17 protein-coding genes are annotated in these 22,493 nt (G+C 64.7%); 6 read left to right on the top strand and 11 right to left on the bottom strand.

The genetic code is table 11. The features are described from left to right. Positions 1 to 16 precede the first annotated feature (16 nt). The 3 genes from OYT95_RS36410 to OYT95_RS36400 form a co-directional block, all read right to left on the bottom strand. A complete protein-coding gene (locus OYT95_RS36410) occupies positions 17 to 2,356 on the bottom strand; it encodes a transketolase-like TK C-terminal-containing protein (protein ID WP_268790374.1) in 2,340 nt (779 codons plus the stop codon). An 82-nt stretch (positions 2,357 to 2,438) separates the two neighbouring features. Next, positions 2,439 to 3,674: an MFS transporter gene (locus OYT95_RS36405; protein ID WP_442972533.1), complete on the bottom strand. Its 1,236-nt coding sequence runs from the start codon at positions 3,672 to 3,674 to the stop codon at positions 2,439 to 2,441. Positions 3,675 to 3,965: 291 nt separating this feature from the next. Then, a complete protein-coding gene (locus OYT95_RS36400; protein ID WP_268790373.1) occupies positions 3,966 to 5,150 on the bottom strand; it encodes an acyl-CoA dehydrogenase family protein in 1,185 nt (394 codons plus the stop codon). Between the two features lie 389 nt (positions 5,151 to 5,539). Between OYT95_RS36400 and OYT95_RS36395 the strand changes: the two genes are divergently transcribed. After that, positions 5,540 to 7,183: an AMP-binding protein gene (locus tag OYT95_RS36395; protein WP_268790372.1), complete on the top strand. Its 1,644-nt coding sequence runs from the start codon at positions 5,540 to 5,542 to the stop codon at positions 7,181 to 7,183. 59 nt (positions 7,184 to 7,242) lie between these two features. On the opposite strand, the gene OYT95_RS36390 is transcribed toward OYT95_RS36395, so the two are convergent. Next, positions 7,243 to 8,328: a CaiB/BaiF CoA transferase family protein gene (locus OYT95_RS36390; RefSeq protein ID WP_245973231.1), complete on the bottom strand. Its 1,086-nt coding sequence runs from the start codon at positions 8,326 to 8,328 to the stop codon at positions 7,243 to 7,245. Between the two features lie 568 nt (positions 8,329 to 8,896). On the opposite strand from OYT95_RS36390, the gene OYT95_RS36385 reads away from it, so the two are divergent. From OYT95_RS36385 to OYT95_RS36370, 4 genes are read left to right on the top strand one after another with little or no spacing between them, the layout of a single operon-like run. Further along, a complete protein-coding gene (locus tag OYT95_RS36385; protein ID WP_268790371.1) occupies positions 8,897 to 10,558 on the top strand; it encodes a class I adenylate-forming enzyme family protein in 1,662 nt (553 codons plus the stop codon). Positions 10,559 to 10,564: 6 nt separating this feature from the next. Continuing rightward, on the top strand, positions 10,565 to 11,731 hold the full coding sequence (locus OYT95_RS36380) for a thiolase family protein (RefSeq protein WP_268790370.1): 1,167 nt from the start codon (positions 10,565 to 10,567) through the stop codon (positions 11,729 to 11,731). Positions 11,732 to 11,788: 57 nt separating this feature from the next. After that, a complete protein-coding gene (locus OYT95_RS36375; RefSeq protein ID WP_037231751.1) occupies positions 11,789 to 13,513 on the top strand; it encodes a class I adenylate-forming enzyme family protein in 1,725 nt (574 codons plus the stop codon). 50 nt (positions 13,514 to 13,563) lie between these two features. After that, complete coding sequence (locus OYT95_RS36370; protein WP_037231750.1) at positions 13,564 to 14,721, top strand: acyl-CoA dehydrogenase family protein; 1,158 nt, start codon at positions 13,564 to 13,566, stop codon at positions 14,719 to 14,721. Between the two features lie 84 nt (positions 14,722 to 14,805). Here OYT95_RS36370 and OYT95_RS36365 read toward each other — a convergent pair whose 3' ends face one another. Next, on the bottom strand, positions 14,806 to 15,612 hold the full coding sequence (locus OYT95_RS36365) for an SDR family NAD(P)-dependent oxidoreductase (RefSeq protein ID WP_037231748.1): 807 nt from the start codon (positions 15,610 to 15,612) through the stop codon (positions 14,806 to 14,808). A gap of 559 nt (positions 15,613 to 16,171) precedes the next feature. Here OYT95_RS36365 and OYT95_RS36360 point away from each other — a divergent pair. Next, positions 16,172 to 17,458 carry a TetR/AcrR family transcriptional regulator gene (locus OYT95_RS36360; RefSeq protein WP_037231747.1) on the top strand — a complete coding sequence of 429 codons (1,287 nt, stop codon included), beginning with the start codon at positions 16,172 to 16,174 and terminating at the stop codon, positions 17,456 to 17,458. Between the two features lie 51 nt (positions 17,459 to 17,509). Here the strand turns inward: OYT95_RS36360 and OYT95_RS36355 are convergent, their stop codons facing one another. The 6 genes from OYT95_RS36355 to OYT95_RS36330 all read right to left on the bottom strand — a co-directional run bounded on the left by OYT95_RS36355 (position 17,510) and on the right by OYT95_RS36330 (position 22,490). Further along, the gene (locus OYT95_RS36355; RefSeq protein ID WP_268790369.1) at positions 17,510 to 18,571 is read right to left on the bottom strand and encodes an MBL fold metallo-hydrolase; all 1,062 of its coding nucleotides are present in this window, start codon (positions 18,569 to 18,571) and stop codon (positions 17,510 to 17,512) included. Next, positions 18,568 to 19,452, bottom strand: a complete 885-nt coding sequence (locus OYT95_RS36350) for a thioesterase family protein (protein WP_162181193.1) — start codon at positions 19,450 to 19,452, stop codon at positions 18,568 to 18,570. The genes OYT95_RS36355 and OYT95_RS36350 overlap by 4 nt, the downstream gene beginning before the upstream one ends. 24 nt (positions 19,453 to 19,476) lie before the next feature. Further along, positions 19,477 to 20,616, bottom strand: a complete 1,140-nt coding sequence (locus tag OYT95_RS36345; RefSeq protein WP_268790368.1) for an acyl-CoA dehydrogenase family protein — start codon at positions 20,614 to 20,616, stop codon at positions 19,477 to 19,479. A gap of 127 nt (positions 20,617 to 20,743) precedes the next feature. Then, positions 20,744 to 21,172, bottom strand: a complete 429-nt coding sequence (locus OYT95_RS36340) for a MaoC/PaaZ C-terminal domain-containing protein (RefSeq protein WP_037231744.1) — start codon at positions 21,170 to 21,172, stop codon at positions 20,744 to 20,746. A gap of 1 nt (position 21,173) precedes the next feature. After that, positions 21,174 to 21,593, bottom strand: a complete 420-nt coding sequence (locus OYT95_RS36335; protein ID WP_037231742.1) for an FAS1-like dehydratase domain-containing protein — start codon at positions 21,591 to 21,593, stop codon at positions 21,174 to 21,176. An 18-nt stretch (positions 21,594 to 21,611) separates the two neighbouring features. Continuing rightward, positions 21,612 to 22,490, bottom strand: coding sequence for an SDR family NAD(P)-dependent oxidoreductase (locus OYT95_RS36330; RefSeq protein ID WP_112298404.1), 879 nt, complete (start codon positions 22,488 to 22,490; stop codon positions 21,612 to 21,614). Positions 22,491 to 22,493 lie beyond the last annotated feature (3 nt).

The following is a 22,493-nucleotide window of genomic DNA, read 5'->3' as shown; positions in this document are numbered from 1 at the left end:
GTGGTGTCTCTCTTGATCAGTCGACGAGGTCGAGCGCGGTGCGGACGACGCTGTCGGTGTCGATGCCGTGATAGCGGTAGACGTCGTCGAGGGAACCGACCTGCCCGAACCGGCTGACACCGAGCGCAGCCCCGGGAACGTGGTTGATCCCGGTCAGGAATGCGAGGGTGTGCGGGTGCCCGTCGAGGACGGTCACCATCGGTGCCGCCCGGTCGGCGGGGAACACCTGATCCAGGATCCAGGACGGGCCGTCGGCGAGGCCGCGGCGGGCCTGCACCGCCTCGAACAACAACCCGGGACTGGTCACACACACCACGTCCGCGGCGATGCCCTGCTCGGCCAACCGGTCCGCGGCGGTGAGGGTTTCGGTGATCACCGCACCCATCCCCACCAACGTCACCACCGGATCGTCGGTGCGGCGCAGCGTGTACGCGCCGGCGACGACCTGCCGGCGGCGGCGTTCCCGGGCGGCGGGGTCCGAGGGGACCGCGGCGAGGGTCTGATCGACCGGGCGGGTCGAGAGCCGCAGATACGACGAGGAGCCGTCCGGGCGGCCCAGCCGGCCGATGCTGTCGAGCAGCGTCCACTCGACGTCGATCGCGAACGCCGGCTCGTAGCTGACGCACCCGGGCTGCTCGAGGCCGATCGACGGGGTCTTGATCGACTGATGCGCCCCACCCTCCGCGGCCAGGGTCACCCCGGACGGGGTGCCGACCAGGATCGACTGCCCACCCGCGTAGATGCCGTAGGACCAGGGTTCGAGGGCGCGTTCGACGAACGGGTCGTACATCACCCCGATCGGGAACAGCGGCTGCCCCCACCGACTCCAGGTGGCACCGAGCTCACCCATCAACCCGACCAGGTTGGTTTCGGCGATGCCGAGTTCCATGTGCTGCCCGGTGGGCTTTTCCCGCCAGTGCATGATCGTCTCGGCGTCGTCGTCGAACCAGTTGCGCCGCTCGTTCGGCGACCACACCCCCACCTTGTTCAGCCACCCCGCCAGGTTGGTGGTCGAGGAGACGTCGGGGCTGACGGTGACGACGCGTTTCGCCGCCTCGGGTGCCTGCCGGGACAGGTCCAGCAGTGCCCGACCCAGTGCCGCCTGGGTGGTGGACGTCCCCGACGGGGTGCGGCCGATGTCGGCCGGCACCGCGGGCGGGGTGCCGAATTCGACCTTCTCCCGCCGCAACCTGTCCGCGGTCGCCGCACACACCCGGCCCGCCGCACTGTCGGCCTCGAACCGGGCCCACGGGTGCGCCGGGTCCATGCCCAACTCCGCGGCCAGCTGCTCGTACTGCTCCACCGTCAGCAGCGACGAATGATTCTGCGGATGCCCCTGCGTCGGCAGGCCGCGGCCCTTGATGGTGTAGGCGATGATCACCGTCGGGCGGGTGTCGTCGATCCGCCCGTAGGCGGCGCGCAGGGCGTCGAGGTCGTGGCCGCCGAGGTTGCGGATCGCTTTGAGGAGGGTGTCGTCGTCCAGCTCGGCGATCAGCGACGCGATCGCCGCGGCGTGGGGGCCGTCCCCGGGCAACCGGTCCCGGACCTGCGCGGCGTCACAGCGCAGCAGCCGCTGGTATTCGGGGTTGGGCATGTCCAGGATCCGGGTCCGCAGCGCCGGCCCACCGGTCCGGGTGAACAGCGACTCGAGCAGGGTCCCGAACTTCACGGTGAGCACCTGCCACCCGGCGGCCGAGAACATCGCCTCGAGCCGGCCGGCGGCGATGTTCGGCACCACCCGGTCCAGGGACTGCCGGTTCAGGTCCACGATCCACACGATCTCACCGAGTTCGGCAACGGAGGTGTCGAGGATCGCCTCCCACACCGCACCCTCGTCCAGCTCGGCGTCACCGACCAGCGAATACTGCCGACCCGTGCCCGCCGAACCGATCTGGGTATTCACGTAGCGGCGGGCGATGGCACCCCAGATCGGGGCCGTCGCACCGATCCCCACCGACCCGGTCGAATAGTCCACCGGATCGGGATCTTTCGACCTGCTGGGGTACGACTGCAGGCCACCGAACTCCCGCAACGTCGTCAGATACTTCTCGTCCAGCTCCCCGAGCAAGTAGTTGATGCCGTGCAGCACCGGAGAGGCGTGCGGTTTGACCGACACCCGGTCGCCCGGGCGGAGCTGCTCGAACCACAGCGACGTCATGATCGACACCATCGACGCGCACGACGCCTGATGACCACCGACCTTCAACCCCGACGGGTTCGGGCGAACCCGGTTGGCGTGGTGGATCATCGACGTCGCCAACCACAACACACGCTGCTCGATCTCCACGAGTGTGTCCGGCTTCATCGATGTGGAGGTGAGTTGGTCTGATGGGCCAATTGTGATCGTGGAGTTCATGAATTCGTCCTTGCCTCTGAGTTCCCGGCACCGGCCCGAGCTGCCGGCAGTCCGCCCCGACTGTGTGCTGGCCGAGTCGCAACTACAGTCCCCTGATGCGTGCCTTGTCCCGCTCCGGGTTCGCGAATATGACAACAATAATTGCGGCGACGGCGCCGATGACGCCGATGAGCTGGAAGGCCTGCGCATAGCCCTCCGCCTTCGTGGTGGCATTGTCAACCATGACGCCTGTCATGTAGGGCGCAATCAACCCTCCGATCGCCATGATCGCGAGGAACATTCCCATCGTGCCTGCCGTCTGCTGTGGAGGGCACAACTCGGATATCGCAGAGTTGAGTAGGGGTACCGTCGCTGCGACACAGGCATACCCGACCGACACGGTCGCAACTGCGAGTGCGGGGGTACCGATCTGGGGAAGGAAGACGAGTACCACTCCACCGACCAGGACACCGGTCGCAGGTAAAACGATACGCAAGGCTCGCGAGGTGGCCCCTCGCTGCAGCAGCCTGTCGGTGATTGTTCCAGCGGAGAGCATGAGGACCAGGCCCAAGACCGACGGGAGCGCGAACATCGATCCGGCCTGCAACGCGCTGTAGCCAAGTCCGACCTCGAAGTAGGACGGCAACCATGTCAGCACGACGGTGGACAGAGCGTAGATCGCCATGATGAGGATGGAGCATGAAACAAATGTGCGCGACAGCAGGATTCGAGACCACGGGACGCTCGGTTCAGTGGCCTCAGGCTGGATGTCGCCGGAGACGGAGGCCACCTTCTTTGTGTAAGGGCCCTCCGTCCAGGTGAGCATCCACACGACCATCCACACAGCGCCGAGCACCGTAAGCGAGACGATCGCCGCCCGCCAACCCATCTCGATGGTGATATACGCAAGGGCGGGTGCGAGGGCGATCTTTGCTACGGATGCGGCCCCGCCGACGAACGCACTCGGCAGCCCCCGCTTGACTGGCGGATGCCATGAGTAGGCAGCGGTGTGAACAAGCGCGGTACTCGGGCCTTCCGTCAGCCCAAGCAGCATGCGTGAGATGAGAAGAACCGTCATACTCGCCGCAAGCACGAGGGGCAACATGACGACCGACCATGCGGCGGCGAGGATCAGCAACGCCCAACGCAAACTGGTGTACCGGTTGATCACGCCGGCAAAGAAGCCACCGATCGTGAAGGCCAGGAAGAACATGCTGCCGACGAGTCCGACCTGGGCGGAGGTCAATCCCAACTCCCGCGCCAGCGGCTGAGCGATGATGCCGAGGACGGCTTTGTCTGCGTAGTTGACGACGTACAGGGCTGCGAGCAGAACTGTCATCTGCCAGGCGCGTGTGCGGCTGACGCCACTCGGGCGGGGCGGTGAATCGACAGGTGCCTGCCGTTCCGAAATGGATTCGTTGAGATTCACGAGAGCTCACTTTCGATGCGAAGCGAAGAGGTACTGGGGCGGAGAGCGTTTCCAGGTTTTGACGGGGACGGCGGATTCTCGGTGGCGGCTGATCCCGGAAGCGCGGATCGTTGCCGGCCACCGCGAGGCTGGTTGGGCGTTCGGCCGGGGAAGTTGACCGTACCCATGTCAGTTTGATGCACCTTCGGCTGCGCTTGCCGGCTAGCGCCCGAGTAGTGCGTCGGAGATGATCTTGAGTTGAATTTCGGATGTGCCCTCGAAGATCTTGGTGAGCCGCGCGTCGCGCCAATAGCGTTCGACAGCAAAGTCGGTGGTGTATCCGGCACCACCGTGGATTTGTATTCCTTCACTGGTGACCCGCTCGGACATCTCGGTCGCGAACTGTTTCACCATCGACGCCTTCACACTGGTGCGTTGGCCCGCGTCGACCTCGGCGCATGTTTGGTACATCAGCGCGCGGGCAGCTTCGATCTGCGTGGCCATGTCGGCGATTTTGAAGCGGATCACCTGCTTGTCGGCGATCGGTTTACCGAACTGCACCCGCTGGCGGGCATAGTCGATCGAGTCCTCGAGCGCGCCCCGTGCCAGGCCGATGGCTCTGGCTGCAGTGTGGATTCGAGCGATGTCCAGGTCACTCATGGCTATCGCGAATCCCTTGCCTTCCTCACCCAGCATCATGCCGGGTGCGACGTAGGCGTTGTCGAAGGACAGTTCCCAGGTCTTCCAACCGTGGTAGCCGATCTTTCGCACCGGGTTTCCGGTTACTCCTTCGGGCAATGCACCGCGTGGCTTCGGCATCAGGAAGCAGCTGATGCCGTCGGAGCGACGCTTGGGGTCGGTGCCGAGCGGGCCGGTCCGGGCGAACACCTGGAGGTAGTCCGATCCGTCTGCGAACGTGCACCACATCTTCTGGCCGGAGATCCGCCAGCCGTCGGCGTCGCGCTCTGCTCGGCAACGCATGTTGGCGACATCCGATCCGGCATCTGCCTCGGACAGTGCAAATGCGCTGAGGAAGTCCCCCGTGGCCATGAGCGGGAGGTACTTCGCACGCTGCTCGTCATCGAAACCCTGGGTGAACTGCTGGCCACGAGCGATGATGCTGGCCACGCTCATCCACCCGCGGGCGAGTTCCTCCACAACGATCGCGTACTCGAATACACCCATTCCGAGGCCGCCGTATTCCTCTGGGATCAGAATCCCGAAGAATCCCAAGTCGGCCATCTTGCGACGCAACGCTGCCGGAATTTCCCCGGCGACAGGGTCTAGTTCGTTGGCGACTGGGAGGACCTCCTTCGCGACGAACTCTCTGGCCAGTGCCTGAATGGCCAGTCGGTCCTCGGTCAGGTATGTGGCCCGTCGTCCCGCCGTGTCCGTGTCGGTACTCACCGCTACTACTCCTCTGTCTACCTAGCTTTGTCTGCCTGGATGATGTGTCGCGATCCGCACACGGGTGTCGAGTGGCGTGTCGGTTCGTGTCGGATAGGGATGCCATGTACATGCTCGGCGCAACCCCCTGAACCCTCAGCTCCGAACGATTCTTCACTTTTCCCGCTCACAGTGTCGCGTGTCAAGCGTCACACCGCGAAATACTCACATCACCCGAAGAATCGCGGAAATGCAGTCGACCGGAGACCTTGCCTGCACCGACCCGTGCCGCGTGGGGTAACACGTCCGCTCTCCCACGACGCTCGTCGGCACCCCCACGAGCGAAAGATGCAACACTGTAGTTCCAATTGATTCTTTACTTATTGTCGAACGCGGGTCAGTATGAACCCATGAATCTGAGTATCTGGCAGATATTCCGCGCACTCGCGGACGCCCACCCCCAGCTCGAAGCCGTGATCGATCACCAGCGAAGATTTACGTATCGCGACCTCGGGGAGCGAGCCACGCGACTGGCCAACGTACTGACCGAACACGGTCTCGGAACCCGTGTTCCTCGGTCCGAGCTGAACCCGTGGGAACTCGGCCAAGACACCGTGGCCCTGTTGATGCACAACGGCGTCGAGTACGCCGAGAGCCTGTTGGCCGCGTCCGCCTCCCGAGTGGCTTCGATGAACGTCAACTACGCGTACACGCCGGCCGAAATGGAGTACGTGCTCAACGACGGCGGCGCGGCCGCCGTCGTCTACCACGCCCGCCTTGCTCCGGTGCTTGCGGAAGTGCTTCCGCGACTACGGAGAGAACCTCTGCTGATTCAGGTGGCCGACGACTCGCACACGCCCCTCCTTCCGGGGGCACTGGATTACGAAGAAACACTGTCGGACTCGTCGACTAGACTGCGCGCAACCGAACACTCCGGCGACGACATCCAGATGATCTACACCGGCGGGACCACCGGAATGCCCAAAGCCGTGTTGTGGCGCCAGGACGATGTGTGGTCGGCCTGCCTCGCCCGGGGCGATCACCGATACGGGACCACGATCGACGAACTGGTGGCCTACGTCGGCTCGCGCGAGCGGGGCAAGATCGTGGTGTGCGTTCCAATGATGCATGGATCCGGCGCATTCCAGACCTTCAGTGGCCTGGTCTACGGCGACACCCTCGTCTACACCGGCGAACAGGGACACTTCCGGGCCGACGATGTTCTGGACACGATCGCACGCGAACGCGTAACGAGCCTGCTGATGATCGGCGAAGCCTACGCCAAACCGCTCGTCGCCGAACTCGCCACAGGACGCCACGACATCTCCAGCCTGCGCCTGGTGCTCTCAGGTGGCGCACCAATCACCCAACGAAGCAAGCAGGCGCTTACCGCCGCACTGAAGCCCGCCGCATTCATCGAATTGATGGCGGCCTCCGAAACGGGGAGCGCACTCGAACGGCACGATGCAACCGGAGCAGACCTCCCCAACGGCGTCTTCCGGCCTCGCCGGGGCGCCGGGGTATCCGTCCTCGATGTGACCCGCACCCACAAGCTCGAGGCGGGGCACAGCGAACCCGGATACCTCGCCAAGGCAGGCTCGCTGCCGCTGGGTTACCTGGGCGACCAAGCCAAGACCGAGGCAACGTTCACGACCCTCGACGGGCAGCGCTATTCCGTTCCCGGCGATCTGGCACGGCTACGCGCCGACGGACTTGTCGAGTTGTTGGGTCGAGATTCGGCAACCATCAACACCGGCGGCGAGAAGGTTTTCGCCGAAGAAGTCGAGGAGGCCCTGACTATGCATCCCTCCGTGGCGGACGCCGCGGTCGCGGGCAGGCCGAGTGAGCGCTGGGGCCAGGAGGTGACCGCGATAGTCGAGATCGCCGCCGGAATCGAGATCACCGACGAGGAAATCAAAGCCGCCGCTGCCGAATCCATCGCCCGATACAAGCTGCCGAAGAAGATCATTCGCGTCGACAGGGTGCAACGCACAGCGAATGGCAAGATCGATCGGCCGTGGGCAAAGAAGGTTGCCGCCGACGGCATGCTCTGACACAGACAGCCACGACTGGCCGGGAACCTCGTTCCCGGCCAGTCATTTTCGTGGAACGGTCAGCCCGCAACGCAGCGGATCACGTGCTGTTCGGTCAGTTCGTCGACTTCGGTCTCGGACAGCCCGAGCTCGGACAGCACCTCGCGGGTATGGGCGCCCAGTCGTACTGCCCCGGCAGGCTCGGCGGCCGGTGTGCCCAGAAACCTCGGCACGGGGGCCGGCTGCAGCATCCCGTCGGAAGCCCTGACGAAGGTTCCACGCTCCATGTTGTGCGGATGAGCGGCCGCTTCGGCGATGCTGAGGACCGGGCTGATGCAGGTCTCGGCGCCGTCGAAGACCGTCATCCACTCGTCACGGCAACGCGCTGCAAAGACCTCGGCGATTCGCGCCGTCATCGCCGGCCATGCCGCGTGGTTCATCTGGTCGGCCAGCAACGGTTCATTCGCCAGCCCCAGCCCGGCCAACAACGCCGAGTAGAATTGCGGTTCCTGACATCCGACCGCGACATAGCCGTCGTCGGCGCATCGATAGACCCCATACCAAGGTGCGTTGCCGGCAACGAAATTCGCTGTGTCACGGCCGTCCACCCAGCGGCCGAAGCTCAGCTCCCCGAATATTCCGGCCAGCTGTGACACCGCGCCGTCGACCATCGCCGCATCCACCACCTGCCCGACACCGGTCGCGCGCGCCGACAGCAAGGCCGCGGTCAGACCGTAGGCCAGCATCATCCCTCCCCCGCCCATGTCTCCTACCAGGTTCAACGGGATGATGGGCGGCCCTCCCGCCGTACCGGTGTTGTGGAGGACTCCACTCAACGCCAAGTAATTCACATCGTGCCCCGGTACCTGAGCGAACGGGCCGTCCTGTCCCCAGCCCGTCATCCTGCCGTACACCAGCGCGGAATTGGCCGCGCACAAAGCGGTGGGCCCGACGCCGAGCCGTTCGGCGACGCCCGGGCGGAAACCTTCGATCACTGCGTCCGCATCGACGGCCATCCTTCGGACGAGATCCACGCCCGCAGCAGTCTTCATATCGACGGTCACCGATCGCTTGTTCCGATGCAGTACGGGGAACGGTGTGCGCCGACCGGTGAGCTGAGGAGGATCGAGCCGGATGACATCCGCGCCTTGATCCGCGAGGAGCATTCCACAGTACGGAGCCGGGCCGATTCCTCCGAGTTCCACTATCCGCAGACCGGCCAGAGGTCCGGTTGGTCTCTTCGGTATCACAGCAAGCACCTCAACTTCTCCGACGGGGTACACGCGTGGGCCAGGGTGGGCAACCACGCGGGGGCGTAATAGGAAGCGGACTGCTTCACGTAAGTCGTCGCCCATGGCGGTCGTTGCTCGGACTAAACCGCCAGACCGTGACACTACACCCGATTGCTTTTATACATCCATCGCCGAATTTCGTCTTTCAAGAGCATCGACTCGACGCTCACTCGGATCGTTTGGCAAAACGACTCTTTACAAGAGTTGGTCAGATACCTAGGATTGCGCAGTAAGGAACCCGACACTGGCGCGAGTGGGACGCACACCCCTGTAACGCAACGAGCACACGTTGCGTTTGTCCCGTCCCGAAGCGACGGCCGATGCCGTTGGCGAACGTCGATGACGCTACGCAAGCCCTTCACTGCGCGGGTCTCATCGACAACCCGCGCTCTCGCCACGAGGGCAGAGGAAAGGTAGCTTTTCGATGACAGAGGTCACGACGATGAACTTGCCTCGTTCACTGACTTACCCGCATGTAGGCGTCGACGCGGCCGTCGACGCCGCCGGCCGCGCCTACGGCGATCGCATCGCCTTGCGCGACGGAGCCGAGACACTGACCTTCGCCGAACTCGCCGATCGGGTCCGGCGCGTTGCCGGCGGACTGCGCGAGCGCGGGATCGGCACCGGCGACATTGTCATGATCCACCTGCCCAACTCGATCTGGCACGAGGTCGCCTACTTCGGCATCCTCGCCGCCGGGGCCGCCGCAGCGCCGGTCAACCCGGCGCAGCCCCCCATCGCCCTCCGGCAACAGATGGCGGACCTGCGGGTAACCGCGGCAGTCACCGAGTCCAGCTGCGGAACACGACTGGCCGACGCCGGGACCGAGGACCTGCGACTGATCGTCCACATCGGTCCCGCCAGCCCCGGCCTCACTCCATCCCATCTCGTCGACTTCACCGAACTTCTTGCCGCACAGCCGATCATCGAGAAATTGACGACGCCGGACACACTCGCTCACCTGCAGCTCACGGGTGGCACGACCGGACGCTCCAAAGGGGTCCGGGTCCTGCATCGCAACATTCTTGCGCACGCCGTTCAGCAGGCGGCATGGCGAGCCGGCCATCAGGTCCGGATAGACAACTCCGAAGATCTCACACTCGAACCGCTGGCGTCCGTCGACGACTTCCCCCTCCATCCCGGCAGGGACGTGCAGGTATCCACCGCACCGATGTTCCACGGGCTGGCAATGGTGAGCCTGGTTCTGAACATCCTCTGCGGCACGACAACGGTCCTTTTCGGGCGGTTCCAGGACTCGGCATACCTCGCCGCCGTTGAGGAGCATCGAGCCACGTACATGACCGGCGCACCCGCGTTCTACCACGCTCTTCTGGCCGCCCCCGACCTCGAATCATACGACCTGAGTTCGGTCCGGCTGGCGTACGGCGGTGGCGCCCCGATGGACAGCAACACCCTGACCCGGCTTCGCCGGGCACTGCCCTGCGCCGTCGTCGCCGAGGGCTACGGGTTGAGCGAAGCAACCGGCAGCCTCGCCTCGATGCGGTTGACGCGTCCCTCCGAGAACCCCAAGGGCACGGTGGGCACGCCAACCCCCGACACTGTCCTGCAGATCCGCTCGGAGGACGGCCGAACACTGCTCGAACCCGGCGAGATCGGTGAAATCTGGGCGCGGGGACCGCAAATCACAGACGGCTACCATGGCGACCCTCAACTGACTGCGAAGCAGTTCGACGGCGGCTGGCTGCGCACCGGAGACCTCGGCCACCTCGATGACAAGGGCTTTCTGTTCCTTGCCGGCAGGGCCAAGGACATGATCATCTACAAGGGCTACAACGTCTACCCACAACACTTGGAAGAAGTTCTGGCCGACCATCCGGACGTCGCCGAAGTATCGGTGGTCGGCACCGCCGTCGAAGGGGTCGGTGAGACCCCCGTGGCTTTCGTCGTCGTCCGCGCCGGGGCCGAACACCGCAAGACGCTGCTCACCGAGTTGCTGGCACATGTTTCCGAACGGGTTGCGCCCTACCAACGAATCCACGCGGTGCACGTGGTCGATGCGATGCCGCTCTCGGCTACCGGAAAAGTGCTCAAGGCTGCATTGAGGGAACTTCTGCCACAACAAATCAACGAGATCAGGAGCTGAAGACACATGCGGGATGCAGTCATTGTGGACGCGGTTCGGACCGCAGTCGGTAAGCGGGGTGGGTCGCTGGCCCGGACACACTCGGCCTCGCTGGCCGCTCATGTCCTGGTCGCGCTGGCCGACCGCACAGGTCTGGAACCGGCTCTTGTCGACGATGTGGTCTGGGGCTGCGGCAGCGCCGTGGGAATGCAGGCCGGCTGTATCGCCCGCGGTGCGGTCCTTGCGGCGGGCTGGCCCGAATCCGTCCCGGGTGTGACGGTGGACCGCCAATGCGGTTCGTCACAGCAGGCCGTGCACCAGGCCGCCGCGGGCGTCGTGTCCGGGCAGTACGACATCGCGGTCGCCGGCGGAGTGGAAGTCATGAGTGCCGTCCCGCTCGGAGCCAACCGGCTGGACGGGAGCTGCGGTGAACCATACGGTCCGGATGTGTGGAACCGCTATGACGGCGTTCGGTTCCATCAGGGCGTGGGAGCCCAAATGATCGCCGATGAGTACGGCATCACGCGCACCGAGATGGACCAGCATGGATTCGACTCGCATGCCCGTGCCGCCGCAGCCCAGGACGAGGGGCGCTTCGTTGGACAGATTGCTCCGATCAAGGTGACCGGCGAGGACGAGCGCGTGTACGTTTTCGACGCCGACGAGGGTGTACGTCGCAGCACCACGATGGAGGCCTTGGCCCGGCTCGGACCCGCCTTCGGTGAGGGTGGCACCATCACGGCTGGAAATGCCTCGCAGATCTCCGACGGCGCCGCAGCTCTACTCATCACGACCAGTGAGCTGGCCCGGGCGTACGGCTGGACCCCAATGGCCCGGATCCACACAGCTGTGGTCGCCGGCACCGACCCTGTCACGATGCTCAAGGGTCCGATCCCTGCCACCGCCAAGGCACTCCGCCGCTCCGGTCTGAGCCTTCGAGATATCGGCGTCTACGAGATCAACGAGGCTTTCGCGTCGGTGTCCCTCGCGTGGACCCGGGCAACGGGGGCAGACTACGCACGTATGAACCCCCTGGGCGGAGCGATGGCCATCGGACATCCGATCGGAGGCTCGGGTGCGCGCATCATGACCACCATGGTCCATCACATGCACGACAACGGAATCCGTTACGGATTGCAGTCGATGTGCGAGGGCGGCGGGATGGCGAACGCCACGATTCTCGAACTTCTCTGACCCGCCGGAGCAGGACAGACACCAACACAAGGGGCGCTGGCCCACAAGGGAGAACCAATGACCGTCGTCTGGCCGAAGGGCATGCCCCACCATCTCGACTATCCGCGAGTGGGGATGGACGCGATTCTCGCGGGCGCGGCCCGCTCCTTCCCCGATCGGGTCGCCTTGCGCGACGGAGACGACACGCTCACCTATGCCGAACTGCACGACGCGGCGCTCCGCGTGGCCGGCGGACTGCGAGCCCGTGGAATCGCACCCGGTGATGCCGTCGCCCTGCACCTACCGAACTCGATGTGGTTCATCGTCGCGTACTACGGGGTTCTGTGTTCGGGTGCCGCAGTGGCACCTCTCAACACTGCTCAGCCCGCGACGATACTGAAGCAGCAGTTGACGGACAGCGACGTCAAGGCTGTCTTCATCCATCCCAGCACCTGGTCGGTGTTCGGTGGGAACACCGCTCCGGAGTCGGTGCAGTTCTTCGTCGGGGTTCCCGGCACTGCCGTTGCCCCTGCTCCCGCTGAGCAGGCGTCCCCCGAACCGGCGCTGCCAGGCAGCCTGGTCGCCCTCGAGGACTTGCTCGGCACCGATCCGTTGCTCGGCTACCATGCCGATCCCGAACTGGTGGCACACCTGCAATTGACCGGTGGCACGACGGGGCTGCCGAAAGCCGTCCGTGTATTGCACCGGAACCTGGTCGCCAACACACTGCAGATCGGGTGCTGGAAGTCGGCCGCGCTCCCGGATTTGGACGAGGCGGGCAGGATCCGACTGCGCAGTGTGCCCAACGCCCAGACCAGGTACACACTCGAACCGGGACAGAGCGCAACGCTCGCAATCGCCCCGTTCTTTCACAGCCTCGGTTTGGTGGGCTACAACGTCCATGTTCTGCTCGGCACCACTGTGGTCCTTTCCGGACGCTTCGACCCGGACTGGGTGCTCGATGCCTTCGGTCGCTTCGGGATCAATTCCATCGGAGGCTCGCCGACGATGTTCTATGCGCTGCTGCACAGCCCGGTGATGGCGAAGGCGGACCTGTCCTCCGTGCGGTTGCTCTCGTCCGGGGCCGGGCCGATCGATACCGAATCCCAGAACCGTCTGCGTACAGCTTTTCCGAACGCGCTCATCGCGGACGCCTACGGATTGAGCGAGGCGACCGCACTCGTGACGACCACCCCGCTCGGCGAAAACGCATCGCTCGTGCCAAAGGGCAGTATCGGTGTTCCAGTGTTCGATACCGAAGTCGAGATCCGGGCCGAGGACCGGCGCACCGTTCTCGCCCAGGGCGAGACGGGCGAGCTGTGGGTACGCGGACCGCAAATCACAGACGGATATGATCGCCGGCCCGACCTTACCGCCGAACAGTTCGTAGACGGCTGGCTACGCACCGGTGACCTGGGGAGCGTCGACGAGAGCGGTTGCATTTCGCTCGCCGGACGCGCGAAGGACATGCTGGTCTACAAGGGCTACAACGTCTACCCGCAACCGCTCGAGGAAATCCTCTGCTCGCACCCCGCAATCGCCCAGGCCGCGGTGGTCGGCAAGAAGGATCCCGCAGCCGGCCAGGTGCCCGTGGGATTCGTGGTGCTGCAACCGCCCTACGATGACGCAATCCATTGTAGCCAAACCTTTCTCGACGATCTGATGGCCTTTGTCGCAGCCAGGGTTGCGCCATACCAGAAAGTCCGTGAGATCTACGTGGTCGATTCCCTTCCCTCGACTCCGACCGGGAAGATCCTCAAGACCAAGCTCCGTGACCGTCTCGAGTGCAACAGCGGCAGCTGACCGCTTGCCCCTCACACACCCATCCCGTACGCACAACAAGGAAATGCCCGATGCAGCGAACGCTCTTCACCGAAGATCACCATGCCTTCCGCGAATCAATTCGCGGTTTCCTCGCCAAGGAGGTCGTTCCGTACTACGCCCAGTGGGAGCGGGACGGAATGGTACCCAGAGATCTGTATCGCAAGCTCGGTGACATCGGATACTTCGGCATCGCAGTCCCCGAGCAGTACGGCGGTGCTGGAATCAGCTCGTACAAGTACCAGGCCGTCGTCGCCGAGGAAGTATCCCGGGTGGGAGTCAGCCTCGGCGCGGCCGGCGCTCATCTTCTACTCGGCCTCCCCTACCTCCTCGAGTTCGGCACCGACGAACAACGTCGACGGTGGATGCCCGGATTCATGTCCGGCGACATCATGACGGCCCTTGCAATGACCGAACCCGGGGCAGGTTCCGATCTCGCCGGAATCCGCACCAACGCAACCCTGTCCGCTGACGGTTCCCACTACGTCGTCAACGGCGCGAAAACCTTCATCAGCGGCGGCGCCCAGGCTGACCTGATCATTGTCGTCTGCCGCACATCCCCGGCGGCTGCCGACGATCGGCGTGCGGGACTGTCTCTGCTGTGCGTCGACACCAAGAGTGAGGGTTTCGAGGTCGGTCGCACCCTCGACAAGATCGGTATGCGCACATCCGACACCGCCGAACTGTCGTTCACGGACGTCACCGTCCCCGCGGAGAACCTCCTCGGGGAGGAGGGCATGGCGTTCAGCTACCTCACTCACAACCTCGTCCAGGAGCGGCTGGGTTGCGGATACACAAGCTTCGCCCAAGCCGCGGCGGCAATCGCCTTCACCACCCACTATGTTCAGGAGCGCAAGGTGTTCGGCAAGCTACTGTCAAGTTTCCAGAACACCAAGTTCGTCCTCGCCGAATGTGCCGCCGAAGTCGAAGCCGCCCAAGCGATGGTGGACAAGGCAGTGGAGCTCTTCGACGCACACGCGCTCGGCGCGGCAGACGCCGCGAAGGTGAAACTGTTCTGCACCGAGGTCGCCGGACGGGTGATCGACAAGTGCCTGCAACTGCACGGCGGCTACGGCTACATCCTCGAGTACCCCATCGCCCGCCTCTACACCGACACCCGCGTCAGCCGAATCTTCGCCGGCTCGAACGAAGTCATGAAGACGATCATCGCCAAGGACATGTACCTCTAGACCGAGTGAGGACCCAAGTCCGTCACATACAGGTGTCGCCCCCGACCGGCGGTCGGGGGCGACACCTGTATGTGACGCGCCGCGTCAGGCCTTGCCGCCGTTGACGTTCAGGCACTGCCCGGAGACATAGTCTGCGTCCTTCGTGCACAGCATGTAGACGGCGGCGGCGGCTTCCTGCGGAGTCCCGGGCCGCCCAACCGGGATCGTGGCGGCGGCACTGGCAGCGAACTGTTCGCTGACGCCGACCTTGATCTTGCGGCCGTCGATGTCCACGAACGCATCCCCCTGCCCCACGACCGCCTCCGTCATTCGAGTGAGGATCCAACCGAATGCGACAGCATTGACATTCACCTTGTAGCGGCCCCATTCCTTGGCGAGCGTCTTCGTGAGCCCGATGAGCCCGGCCTTTGCCGACGCATAGTTGGCCTGCCCGGCACTGCCGAAGACACCCGACGCCGAGGAGATATTGACCACCTTGCGGTGGTACTCGGTGGGGTTCGAGCGGATGTACGGTTGCGCGGCACGCAGGATCTGGAACGGCGCCCTCAAATGCACATCGAGGATGGCGTCCCACTGCTCGTCGGTCATCTTCTGAATCACGGTGTCCCAGGTGTAGCCCGCATTGTTGACAATGATGTCCAACCCGCCGAAGGCCTCGATCGCGCTGTCGGTGAATCGCGTCGCAAAGCCCTCCTCGGTCACCGACCCGACACAGGCGACGGCGTCGCCGCCGGCCGCCTGGATGTCTGCGACGGTGTCCTTCGCCGGAATCTCGTCGAGGTCGTTGACAACGACCCTCGCTCCCTCGGAGGCGAGTTTCAGGGCGATTTCTCGGCCGATTCCGCGCCCGGATCCGGAGACGATGGCGACTCTGTTGTCGAGGGTTCCCATGGGTGTCTACTTTCCTTGCTCAAACGAGGGATGTGCGATGGTCCGTCCCGGACAGGGGACGCACCCAACCCTATAAGTAAATTGTCGTTAGTTACAATACCCTGGAGGTGCAGCGAGCATTTTTGGCGAAAAATAGTGGTATCGCACCCTTGGCGCACGACACTTGGGTCATGCTGGCGTAAAAGTACGTCTCAAGTAATGTATCGTTAGACTATATCTGCACAGGTGCCACAACCATGAGATTGCACGGGGAACACGCACGACACTCGAACCCACGACAGAACGTTGCTTTACAAACAAAGTCGAAACTCCTAGCCGGACAGCAAGTCACAGATACAACGACCATGGAGCGGCTCGTCTGTATTCGACTGTGTCGCATAAAGAACGGCCCGGCTGGACCAGCCGAGCAGTCACCGACCAGCGCACCCGCATGGTGGTCGAAGTCCGGGACGCTGCTGCCCAACCGAATGACACTTCGAATACTCTGAGACGCGAGGCTGCGTCGAGTCGGCGCAGGGGCCTATATTCAGGTCCGCAGAGCTACAGGAGCGGGAGCAGCATGACGCAGAACAACGGCGACACCTCGACCTCGGGGCCGTCCGGGGCCGGCGCAACGAATCGCGCCCGTCGCCCCAAGGACCGTCGCGCCACGATCGGGCGGGTTGCCGCGGACCTGTTCGCGGAGCACGGCTATGCCGGTACCGGTCTCGCCGACATCGCCGAACATGTCGGCATCACACCGGGTGCCTTGTATCGGCACTTCACCGGCGGCAAAGAGGACATCCTGCGAAGCATCGTGTCCACGTGTATGGACGCCTTCATCGCCGCGATAGGCGAACTCCCCGACCCGCCCGCCGAACACACGCGGACGGAAACGCGATTGAGCAAACCCATCCGAAACGCGGTTTCCCTCGCGCAGTCCCAGTCAGCCCAGGTGGCCATCACCCTACGCGAGTGGCACTCGTTGTCCGACACAGCTCAGCAGGAGCTACGCCAAAAAGAGCGGCACTTGGCGCAACTCTGGGAGGACGCCCTCCGTAACGCCGGTCCCGGTCCCGGCACCTCGCCGACCGAGGCAGCAGTTCGTCGGCGCGCACTCAACGGTGCACTCGCGAATCTCGCCCGGAGCAAGACCTCTCTGGCTCCGACACGGGTGGAGGATCTGTTCACGAATTCGCTGTTAGCCCTTGTCCTCACACCGATCGACCAACCTCCAGCGTTCGTCGAACCGACTCGACCCTCGGACTGGTTGCCACCCCGGTCACGACGCCAGGAGATCCGCGACACCAGCGCTTCCCTGTTCCGCATGTATGGCTACCACGGGGTGGGCATCGACGACATCGGCAAGGCAGCAGGGATCTCCGGCCCAACCGTGTACGGCACCTACTCGAGCAAAGCCGACATTCTGGTCGACGCATGCGACTACGCCTCCGGAAAGATCGCCTGCGCATTGGATGCGGCATTCGCCTCGGCCCGCTCCGCGGATGAGGCCCTCGTTCACATCGTGCGGGCTTACGCGGAGACCGTCTTCGACAACGCCGACATCATCTCTGTTCTGAATCGGGAGAGCGACGCCCTCCCCGACTCTGACCGAGCGCGGATCAGCAGACACCGTTCGGACTACCGGCAGGTCTGCGTCGCAGTCATCACCCAGGTTCGGCCCGACCTGAACGACGAAGAAGCGAGCATGCTGCTCGGCGCCGTGATCAATGCGATTCAGGAGATCGGACTGATGCGCCGCGGGCGCCCCACCGCCCACACGACCGGCGACCTGGCGTTGAAGTTCCTGCTCGCCGATCGTGCTTCTGACGCACACCCGCTCGCCGCCTTGCCCGGGGCCAACTGAGGACATTCCTGCGCGGACAGGGTCGAACGCACGCACCCGGGCGGACGCCGATCACCAGGTGCAGCCTCCGGCCGCTGTGTACCACCGGACCGGCCGCGACGGCAGACCGATCACCTCCCCGCGAGCGCGCAGCATGATCAAGTGAGCGAGCGTCTCACCGAGGGCGAAACGCTGGGACAGGGGACTGAAGGTCTCCCAGAGCCGGGACCAGGTCAGCACGGAACACAGTTCCCAAGCGGTAGAACCGGGATGAGCACTCACGGCTGCACCGAGCTCGATCAATCGCTCAGTGTGGTGCGAAGCCAGGAACTGAAGCCTGGAGGCCAGTCCGCGGAAGCGGTACTCGTGCGCGGGCAGGACCTCCTCGATGTCCGCCAGCCTCACCCTTTCGAGTGAACCCAGGTAGTCCGTCAGTGGATCCTCGGCCGCATCAGAATCCATCGCCGCGACCTGCGGCGTGATCCGGGGCAGCACGTGGTCACCGGAGAACAACACCCGCCGGTCCGGCGCATGGAAACAGGAATGCCCGGGGCTGTGCCCCGGGGTCCACACCACCCGCAGCTCCACACCGCCGACCTCGAGGGTTTGGCCGTTCTGGAGAAGCCGATCCGGCACGCCTCGACCGACGAACCGCCCCAGCTGCATCTCACCCGCAGCCGCACGCGCCTGCCCCTCCGGGCAACCGTGGGTCGTCAGCTGTTCCGCCACCCTCCGCTCCCAGGTGCCCCGATCAGTCGGAAGGTTCGCAAGGACCTCGGCGTCCCGGACGTGCATCGCAACCCAGGCGCCGGACACCCCCCGGATGCGTTCCGCGAGTCCGTAGTGATCGGCGTGGTAGTGGGTGACCAGCACCCCCTCGACATCCGCGGACCGATAGCCGGTGACCGCGATGCCCGCGACCAACGCCTTCCAGGTTTCCTCACTGTCCCAGCCAGCATCCACCAGTACCAACCCGTTGGCAGTCTCATGCGCGTAAACCAGGGTGTAGCGCAACGGGTTGTCGGGAATTGGGACGGGGATGGACCAGAGTCCGTCCTGGACCTGTTCAACCATGGGAAGCAGGTTCGACTGCCACGACTGCCACTGCTGCCGGCCGGTGATCTCGACCGTCACGGCGAATCCGTCCCACGGCTGTGGGCGGGAGCACGACCCGCGACCAGAGCGATCTGACGGGTCTGCGCGACCAGCGTCCCGTCCACGTCGTACACGTCCGCCACTTCGTCGAACCAGCGGCCGGAAAGCAGCCGGCCCGAGACGGACACGGCGAGAGGACCCGGAGCGGGCACGGCCCGCAGATAGGTCGACATCTGCACGGTCGGAGCCCAGCCGGGCAGGCCGAGGTTGTGGACGGAGGGAGGCAGCACGTCCGCCATGAGCAGCGCCGCCAGCACATCCGGTGCGCTGCCGTCCGAGAACTCCACCCACCCACGAAGATGGGCGTCGCCCATGCCGGTCCGGCGGGGAACCGGGTTGCCGCGGGTGGGCGCTGCAGCAGGGTCGTACCGGATGTCAACTCGCTCGACCAGGCCGGTACGACCCGGCTGACGCGCCAACGGCACGCACATCGCGTAGGGCGCGGGCACGGGATCGGGAATCTCGCGCCAGGCCGGAGTGCTGTCAGGGGTGTCCCCGACCACGATCAGCGTGTCGAGCACCACCGCGCCACGCTGCCACAGGCTGGCACGCACCTGTGCGACCTGGCGTCCGGCTTTGAGCACCTCGACGCGGATCTCCACCGGTCCCTCGTCCGGTGCCCGGACGAAGGACCCACTGACCGCATACGGATGGGGGCGACCGGTCACCGCCATCACAGCCCGCGCGGCAATCGACAGCAGAAGGCCTCCGTTGGGTTTACCGCGCGCACTCCACGCCGGATCGACCTGCGCCGCAAATCGTCCCGGACCAATGGACTCGACCGCAGTGGCCTCCAGGAAGGAACGTGCGGGGGCCGCGTCGACGGTATTCGTCTGTGTCCTCGTGAACGAACCGGGCATCTCGGACATCTCCTCGGTCCCGAATCAGGCTGCCGGAATGGGCTTGTCGAGGCCGATGCGCTGCGCCAGCAACTCCCGATGGTAGGCCGGGGTGCCGAGCAGAACCTGCGACGTCTTGGCCCGCTTGAAATACAGGTGCAGGTCGTGCTCCCAGGTGAAACCGATGCCACCGTGGACTTCGATGGATTCGACCGCGGTGTCCCAAAATGCCTGGGAGGCGTAAGCCTGCGCGATGCACGCAGACGACGGCAACTCGTCGGTGTCTTCGACGGCCTGCCACGCAGCATAGTGGGCCGCCGACTTGGCCAACTCGATCTGCGTGAACATGTCTGCGAGTATGTGCTTCACGGCCTGGAACGAACCGATGGCTCGTCCGAACTGGACGCGTTCCTTTGCGTACGCGACGCTCAATTCGAGGCACCGTTCCGCAGCGGCGATCTGCTCAGCGGCCAGCGCGACGGCAGCGGTGTCCAACGTCTCGACCAGACCGCCCTGCGCGCCACCATCCACACCGATGAGCCTGGCTGGGGTGCCGTCGAAGTCCAGTCGGGCCTGCTTGCGAGTGCCATCGAGCGTCGACAGCGCAGTGCGCTCGAGTCCCGCCGCGTCCGCGTCAACAGTGAACAGGCTCAGTCCCCGCTCGGTCCGCGCTACCACCACGATCAGGTCGGCGATACTCCCGTCGAGCACGAACGTCTTTCGACCGTCGAGCCGATAGCCGCCCTCCCGATCGCGACGTGCACTCATGGTGAGCGCGTCCAGGTCCCAGCTGCCACCCTCCTCCGTCAATGCGAGTGTGGCAATCGTCTGGCCGGATGCGATCCCCGGCAGCAGGTCCTTCTTCGCCGCATCGTCGCCGGAGTTCAGCAGCGCGTATGCCGCCAGCACAACGCTTGCAAAGTACGGGGACGGAATCAGCCCTCTCCCCATCTCCTGAAGGACGATGGTCAACTCGACGAGGCTGAAGCCGGCGCCGCCGTACTCCTCCGGAATGGCCATCGACTGCAGCCCCAGTTGCTCCGCCATCTGTTGCCATACCTCGGGCGCGTAGCCCCCGTCGGTCTCCGCCAGGCGCCGGACCTCGTTCATCGGGGCCTTCTCCTGGAGAAAGCGCCTCACGGTGCTGCGAAGCTCTTCCTGCTCCGCGCTGTAGACCCATTCCATGAATGTCTTCCTCTCACGATTCGTCGTTCGGGCGGGAGTCGGCCCGGGGGTCACGTCCCTGGTACCCGCCAGGGACGTCCACGCTCGTCCGGCACCGTCGGCGGCTACCGAGGGGCGTGCCACAGGGCTACACCAGGACGAACTCAGCGTCCCCTTCGAGTGCGGTCGAACCCGTCTGACGCATGCACCGCAGTTCGACGGTGACCCGGGTCCCGCCGTCCGCGTTGACGACGTCGGTCACGGTCGCCGAACACGTCAGCTCGTCACCGGGCCAAACCTGGTCGGCGAAGCGCACCTTGAAGCGCCGCAACTGCTCGACCCCCATCCAGTCGGTGAGGTACGTCGCCAGCAGTCCGGCCTGCAACATTCCAACCGAGAACACCGAGGGGAAACCAGTTGCCTTCGCGAATAATTCGTCGTGGTGCAGAGGATGGAAGTCACCCGAGGCACCCTGATACCTGACGAAGTCGGTCCGCGTCAGCGGGGCATATGTCTTCGGTTCGGCCTTGTCGCCGACCTTCAGTTCGATCTTTCCGGAATCGGTGGTAATGGTCATTTCAGCCCTCGACCTTCTTCGGTGCCTTCTCGGTTTCGACCAGGGTGCTGCGTGCCTCGGCGACCAATGCGCCTTGCTCGTCGCGGAACTCGGTGACGACAACACCGAACCGCATGCTGCCACCGCGCTTCCCCGGCTTCTCGTAGGTCTCGGTGACCTTCGCCTCGCAGGTGAGAACCTGCCCCGCCCGCGGAAGCGGACCGTGGAAGATGTACTCCTCCTCACCGTGAAGGATCCGTCGCATGTCGAAACCCAACTTGGCAATGCCGGACTCGGCAACCGGCTCCCACAATGTGCGCGAACTGACGAGGAAGGTCGGGGGGACGACGGGGCTTTCACCCTTGTGCGCTGGGTTCTTGGTCTTCACGGCACGGGAGAACTCGCGGATCTTCCCGAGCTCGATCGGCATGGTATAGCTCATGAGTACTGCTCCTTGGGTTTAGAGGGCGACCTTTTGGCGGTTCACCTTGACTCGGGTCGGCCAGACGGCGAGCTCGGTGGCGAGCTCACCCACCGTCCATCGCGACTCACGGTCGAGTTCGTGGGCGATGTGCCAGCCCTGGTAGAGGCCGACATGCCCACCGTGCACCGAGAACACCTGTCCGGTGAACGGGCAGTCCGCCGTTGCCAGGTAGCCGACCAGCGGTGCGACGTTTGTGGGATCGAAGCGGTCGAATCCGTTGGCCGCGGCCGCGTTGGCTATGGCCTCACCGAGCCCCGGGGTGGCGAGGACCGGTGCAGTACCGGCAACGGGCGCAATTGCGTTGGCGCGCACCCCGAACCGCTTGAGTTCGATAGCGGCAGAGATCACCATCATGGCGGTCCCGGCCTTGGCAGCCGAGTAGTTGAACTGGCCGGCGTTACCGTGCAGACCGGCGCCGGAAGTGGTGTTGACGATCGACCGGTCAGCCTCCTGACCTGCCTTCGTCTGCCCCCGCCAATACGTGGCGGCAGCCTTGGTGAGCGCGAAAGCACCCTTCAGATGCACGTCGATGACCGAATCGAACTCCTGCTCGGTCATGTTGACCAACAACGCATCCCGAATGAACCCGGCATTGTTGACGATTATGTGCAGGTCGCCGAACGAATCCACTGCGGCATCGACCATCGCCTTCCCGACCGCGAGGTCGGACACGCTGCCCTCGACTGCGACGGCCTTGCCGCCGGCGGCGATAATTTCGTCGACTACACCCTGCGCGCCGGCAATGTCGTTGACGACCACTCCGGCACCCTCGGCGGCCAGTAGCAGCGCCTCCTCGCGGCCGAGGCCGCCCCCGGCGCCGGTGACGACAGCGACACGTCCATCAAGTGTTTTCATGCT

It is taken from the genome of Rhodococcus sp. JS3073, from assembly GCF_026810085.1.
Classification (GTDB): Bacteria; Actinomycetota; Actinomycetes; order Mycobacteriales; family Mycobacteriaceae; genus Rhodococcus_F; species Rhodococcus_F wratislaviensis.
The sequence above is the reverse complement of the archived record's forward strand: the minus strand, read 5'-3'. Positions and strand labels throughout refer to the sequence as shown.

What these genes read in the sequence shown, in the direction of transcription:
- OYT95_RS36360 (WP_037231747.1), top strand. Translation starts at nt 16,172, where the DNA reads ATGACGCAGAACAACGGCGACACCTCGACCTCGGGGCCGTCCGGGGCC.
- OYT95_RS36410 (WP_268790374.1), bottom strand. Translation starts at nt 2,356, where the DNA reads ATGAACTCCACGATCACAATTGGCCCATCAGACCAACTCACCTCCACA.
- OYT95_RS36385 (WP_268790371.1), top strand. Translation starts at nt 8,897, where the DNA reads ATGAACTTGCCTCGTTCACTGACTTACCCGCATGTAGGCGTCGACGCG.
- OYT95_RS36335 (WP_037231742.1), bottom strand. Translation starts at nt 21,593, where the DNA reads ATGAGCTATACCATGCCGATCGAGCTCGGGAAGATCCGCGAGTTCTCC.
- OYT95_RS36380 (WP_268790370.1), top strand. Translation starts at nt 10,565, where the DNA reads ATGCGGGATGCAGTCATTGTGGACGCGGTTCGGACCGCAGTCGGTAAG.
- OYT95_RS36375 (WP_037231751.1), top strand. Translation starts at nt 11,789, where the DNA reads ATGACCGTCGTCTGGCCGAAGGGCATGCCCCACCATCTCGACTATCCG.
- OYT95_RS36405 (WP_442972533.1), bottom strand. Translation starts at nt 3,674, where the DNA reads ATGACAGTTCTGCTCGCAGCCCTGTACGTCGTCAACTACGCAGACAAA.
- OYT95_RS36365 (WP_037231748.1), bottom strand. Translation starts at nt 15,612, where the DNA reads ATGGGAACCCTCGACAACAGAGTCGCCATCGTCTCCGGATCCGGGCGC.
- OYT95_RS36345 (WP_268790368.1), bottom strand. Translation starts at nt 20,616, where the DNA reads ATGGAATGGGTCTACAGCGCGGAGCAGGAAGAGCTTCGCAGCACCGTG.
- OYT95_RS36390 (WP_245973231.1), bottom strand. Translation starts at nt 8,328, where the DNA reads ATGCTCCTCGCGGATCAAGGCGCGGATGTCATCCGGCTCGATCCTCCT.
- OYT95_RS36350 (WP_162181193.1), bottom strand. Translation starts at nt 19,452, where the DNA reads ATGCCCGGTTCGTTCACGAGGACACAGACGAATACCGTCGACGCGGCC.
- OYT95_RS36340 (WP_037231744.1), bottom strand. Translation starts at nt 21,172, where the DNA reads ATGACCATTACCACCGATTCCGGAAAGATCGAACTGAAGGTCGGCGAC.
- OYT95_RS36395 (WP_268790372.1), top strand. Translation starts at nt 5,540, where the DNA reads ATGAATCTGAGTATCTGGCAGATATTCCGCGCACTCGCGGACGCCCAC.
- OYT95_RS36370 (WP_037231750.1), top strand. Translation starts at nt 13,564, where the DNA reads ATGCAGCGAACGCTCTTCACCGAAGATCACCATGCCTTCCGCGAATCA.
- OYT95_RS36330 (WP_112298404.1), bottom strand. Translation starts at nt 22,490, where the DNA reads ATGAAAACACTTGATGGACGTGTCGCTGTCGTCACCGGCGCCGGGGGC.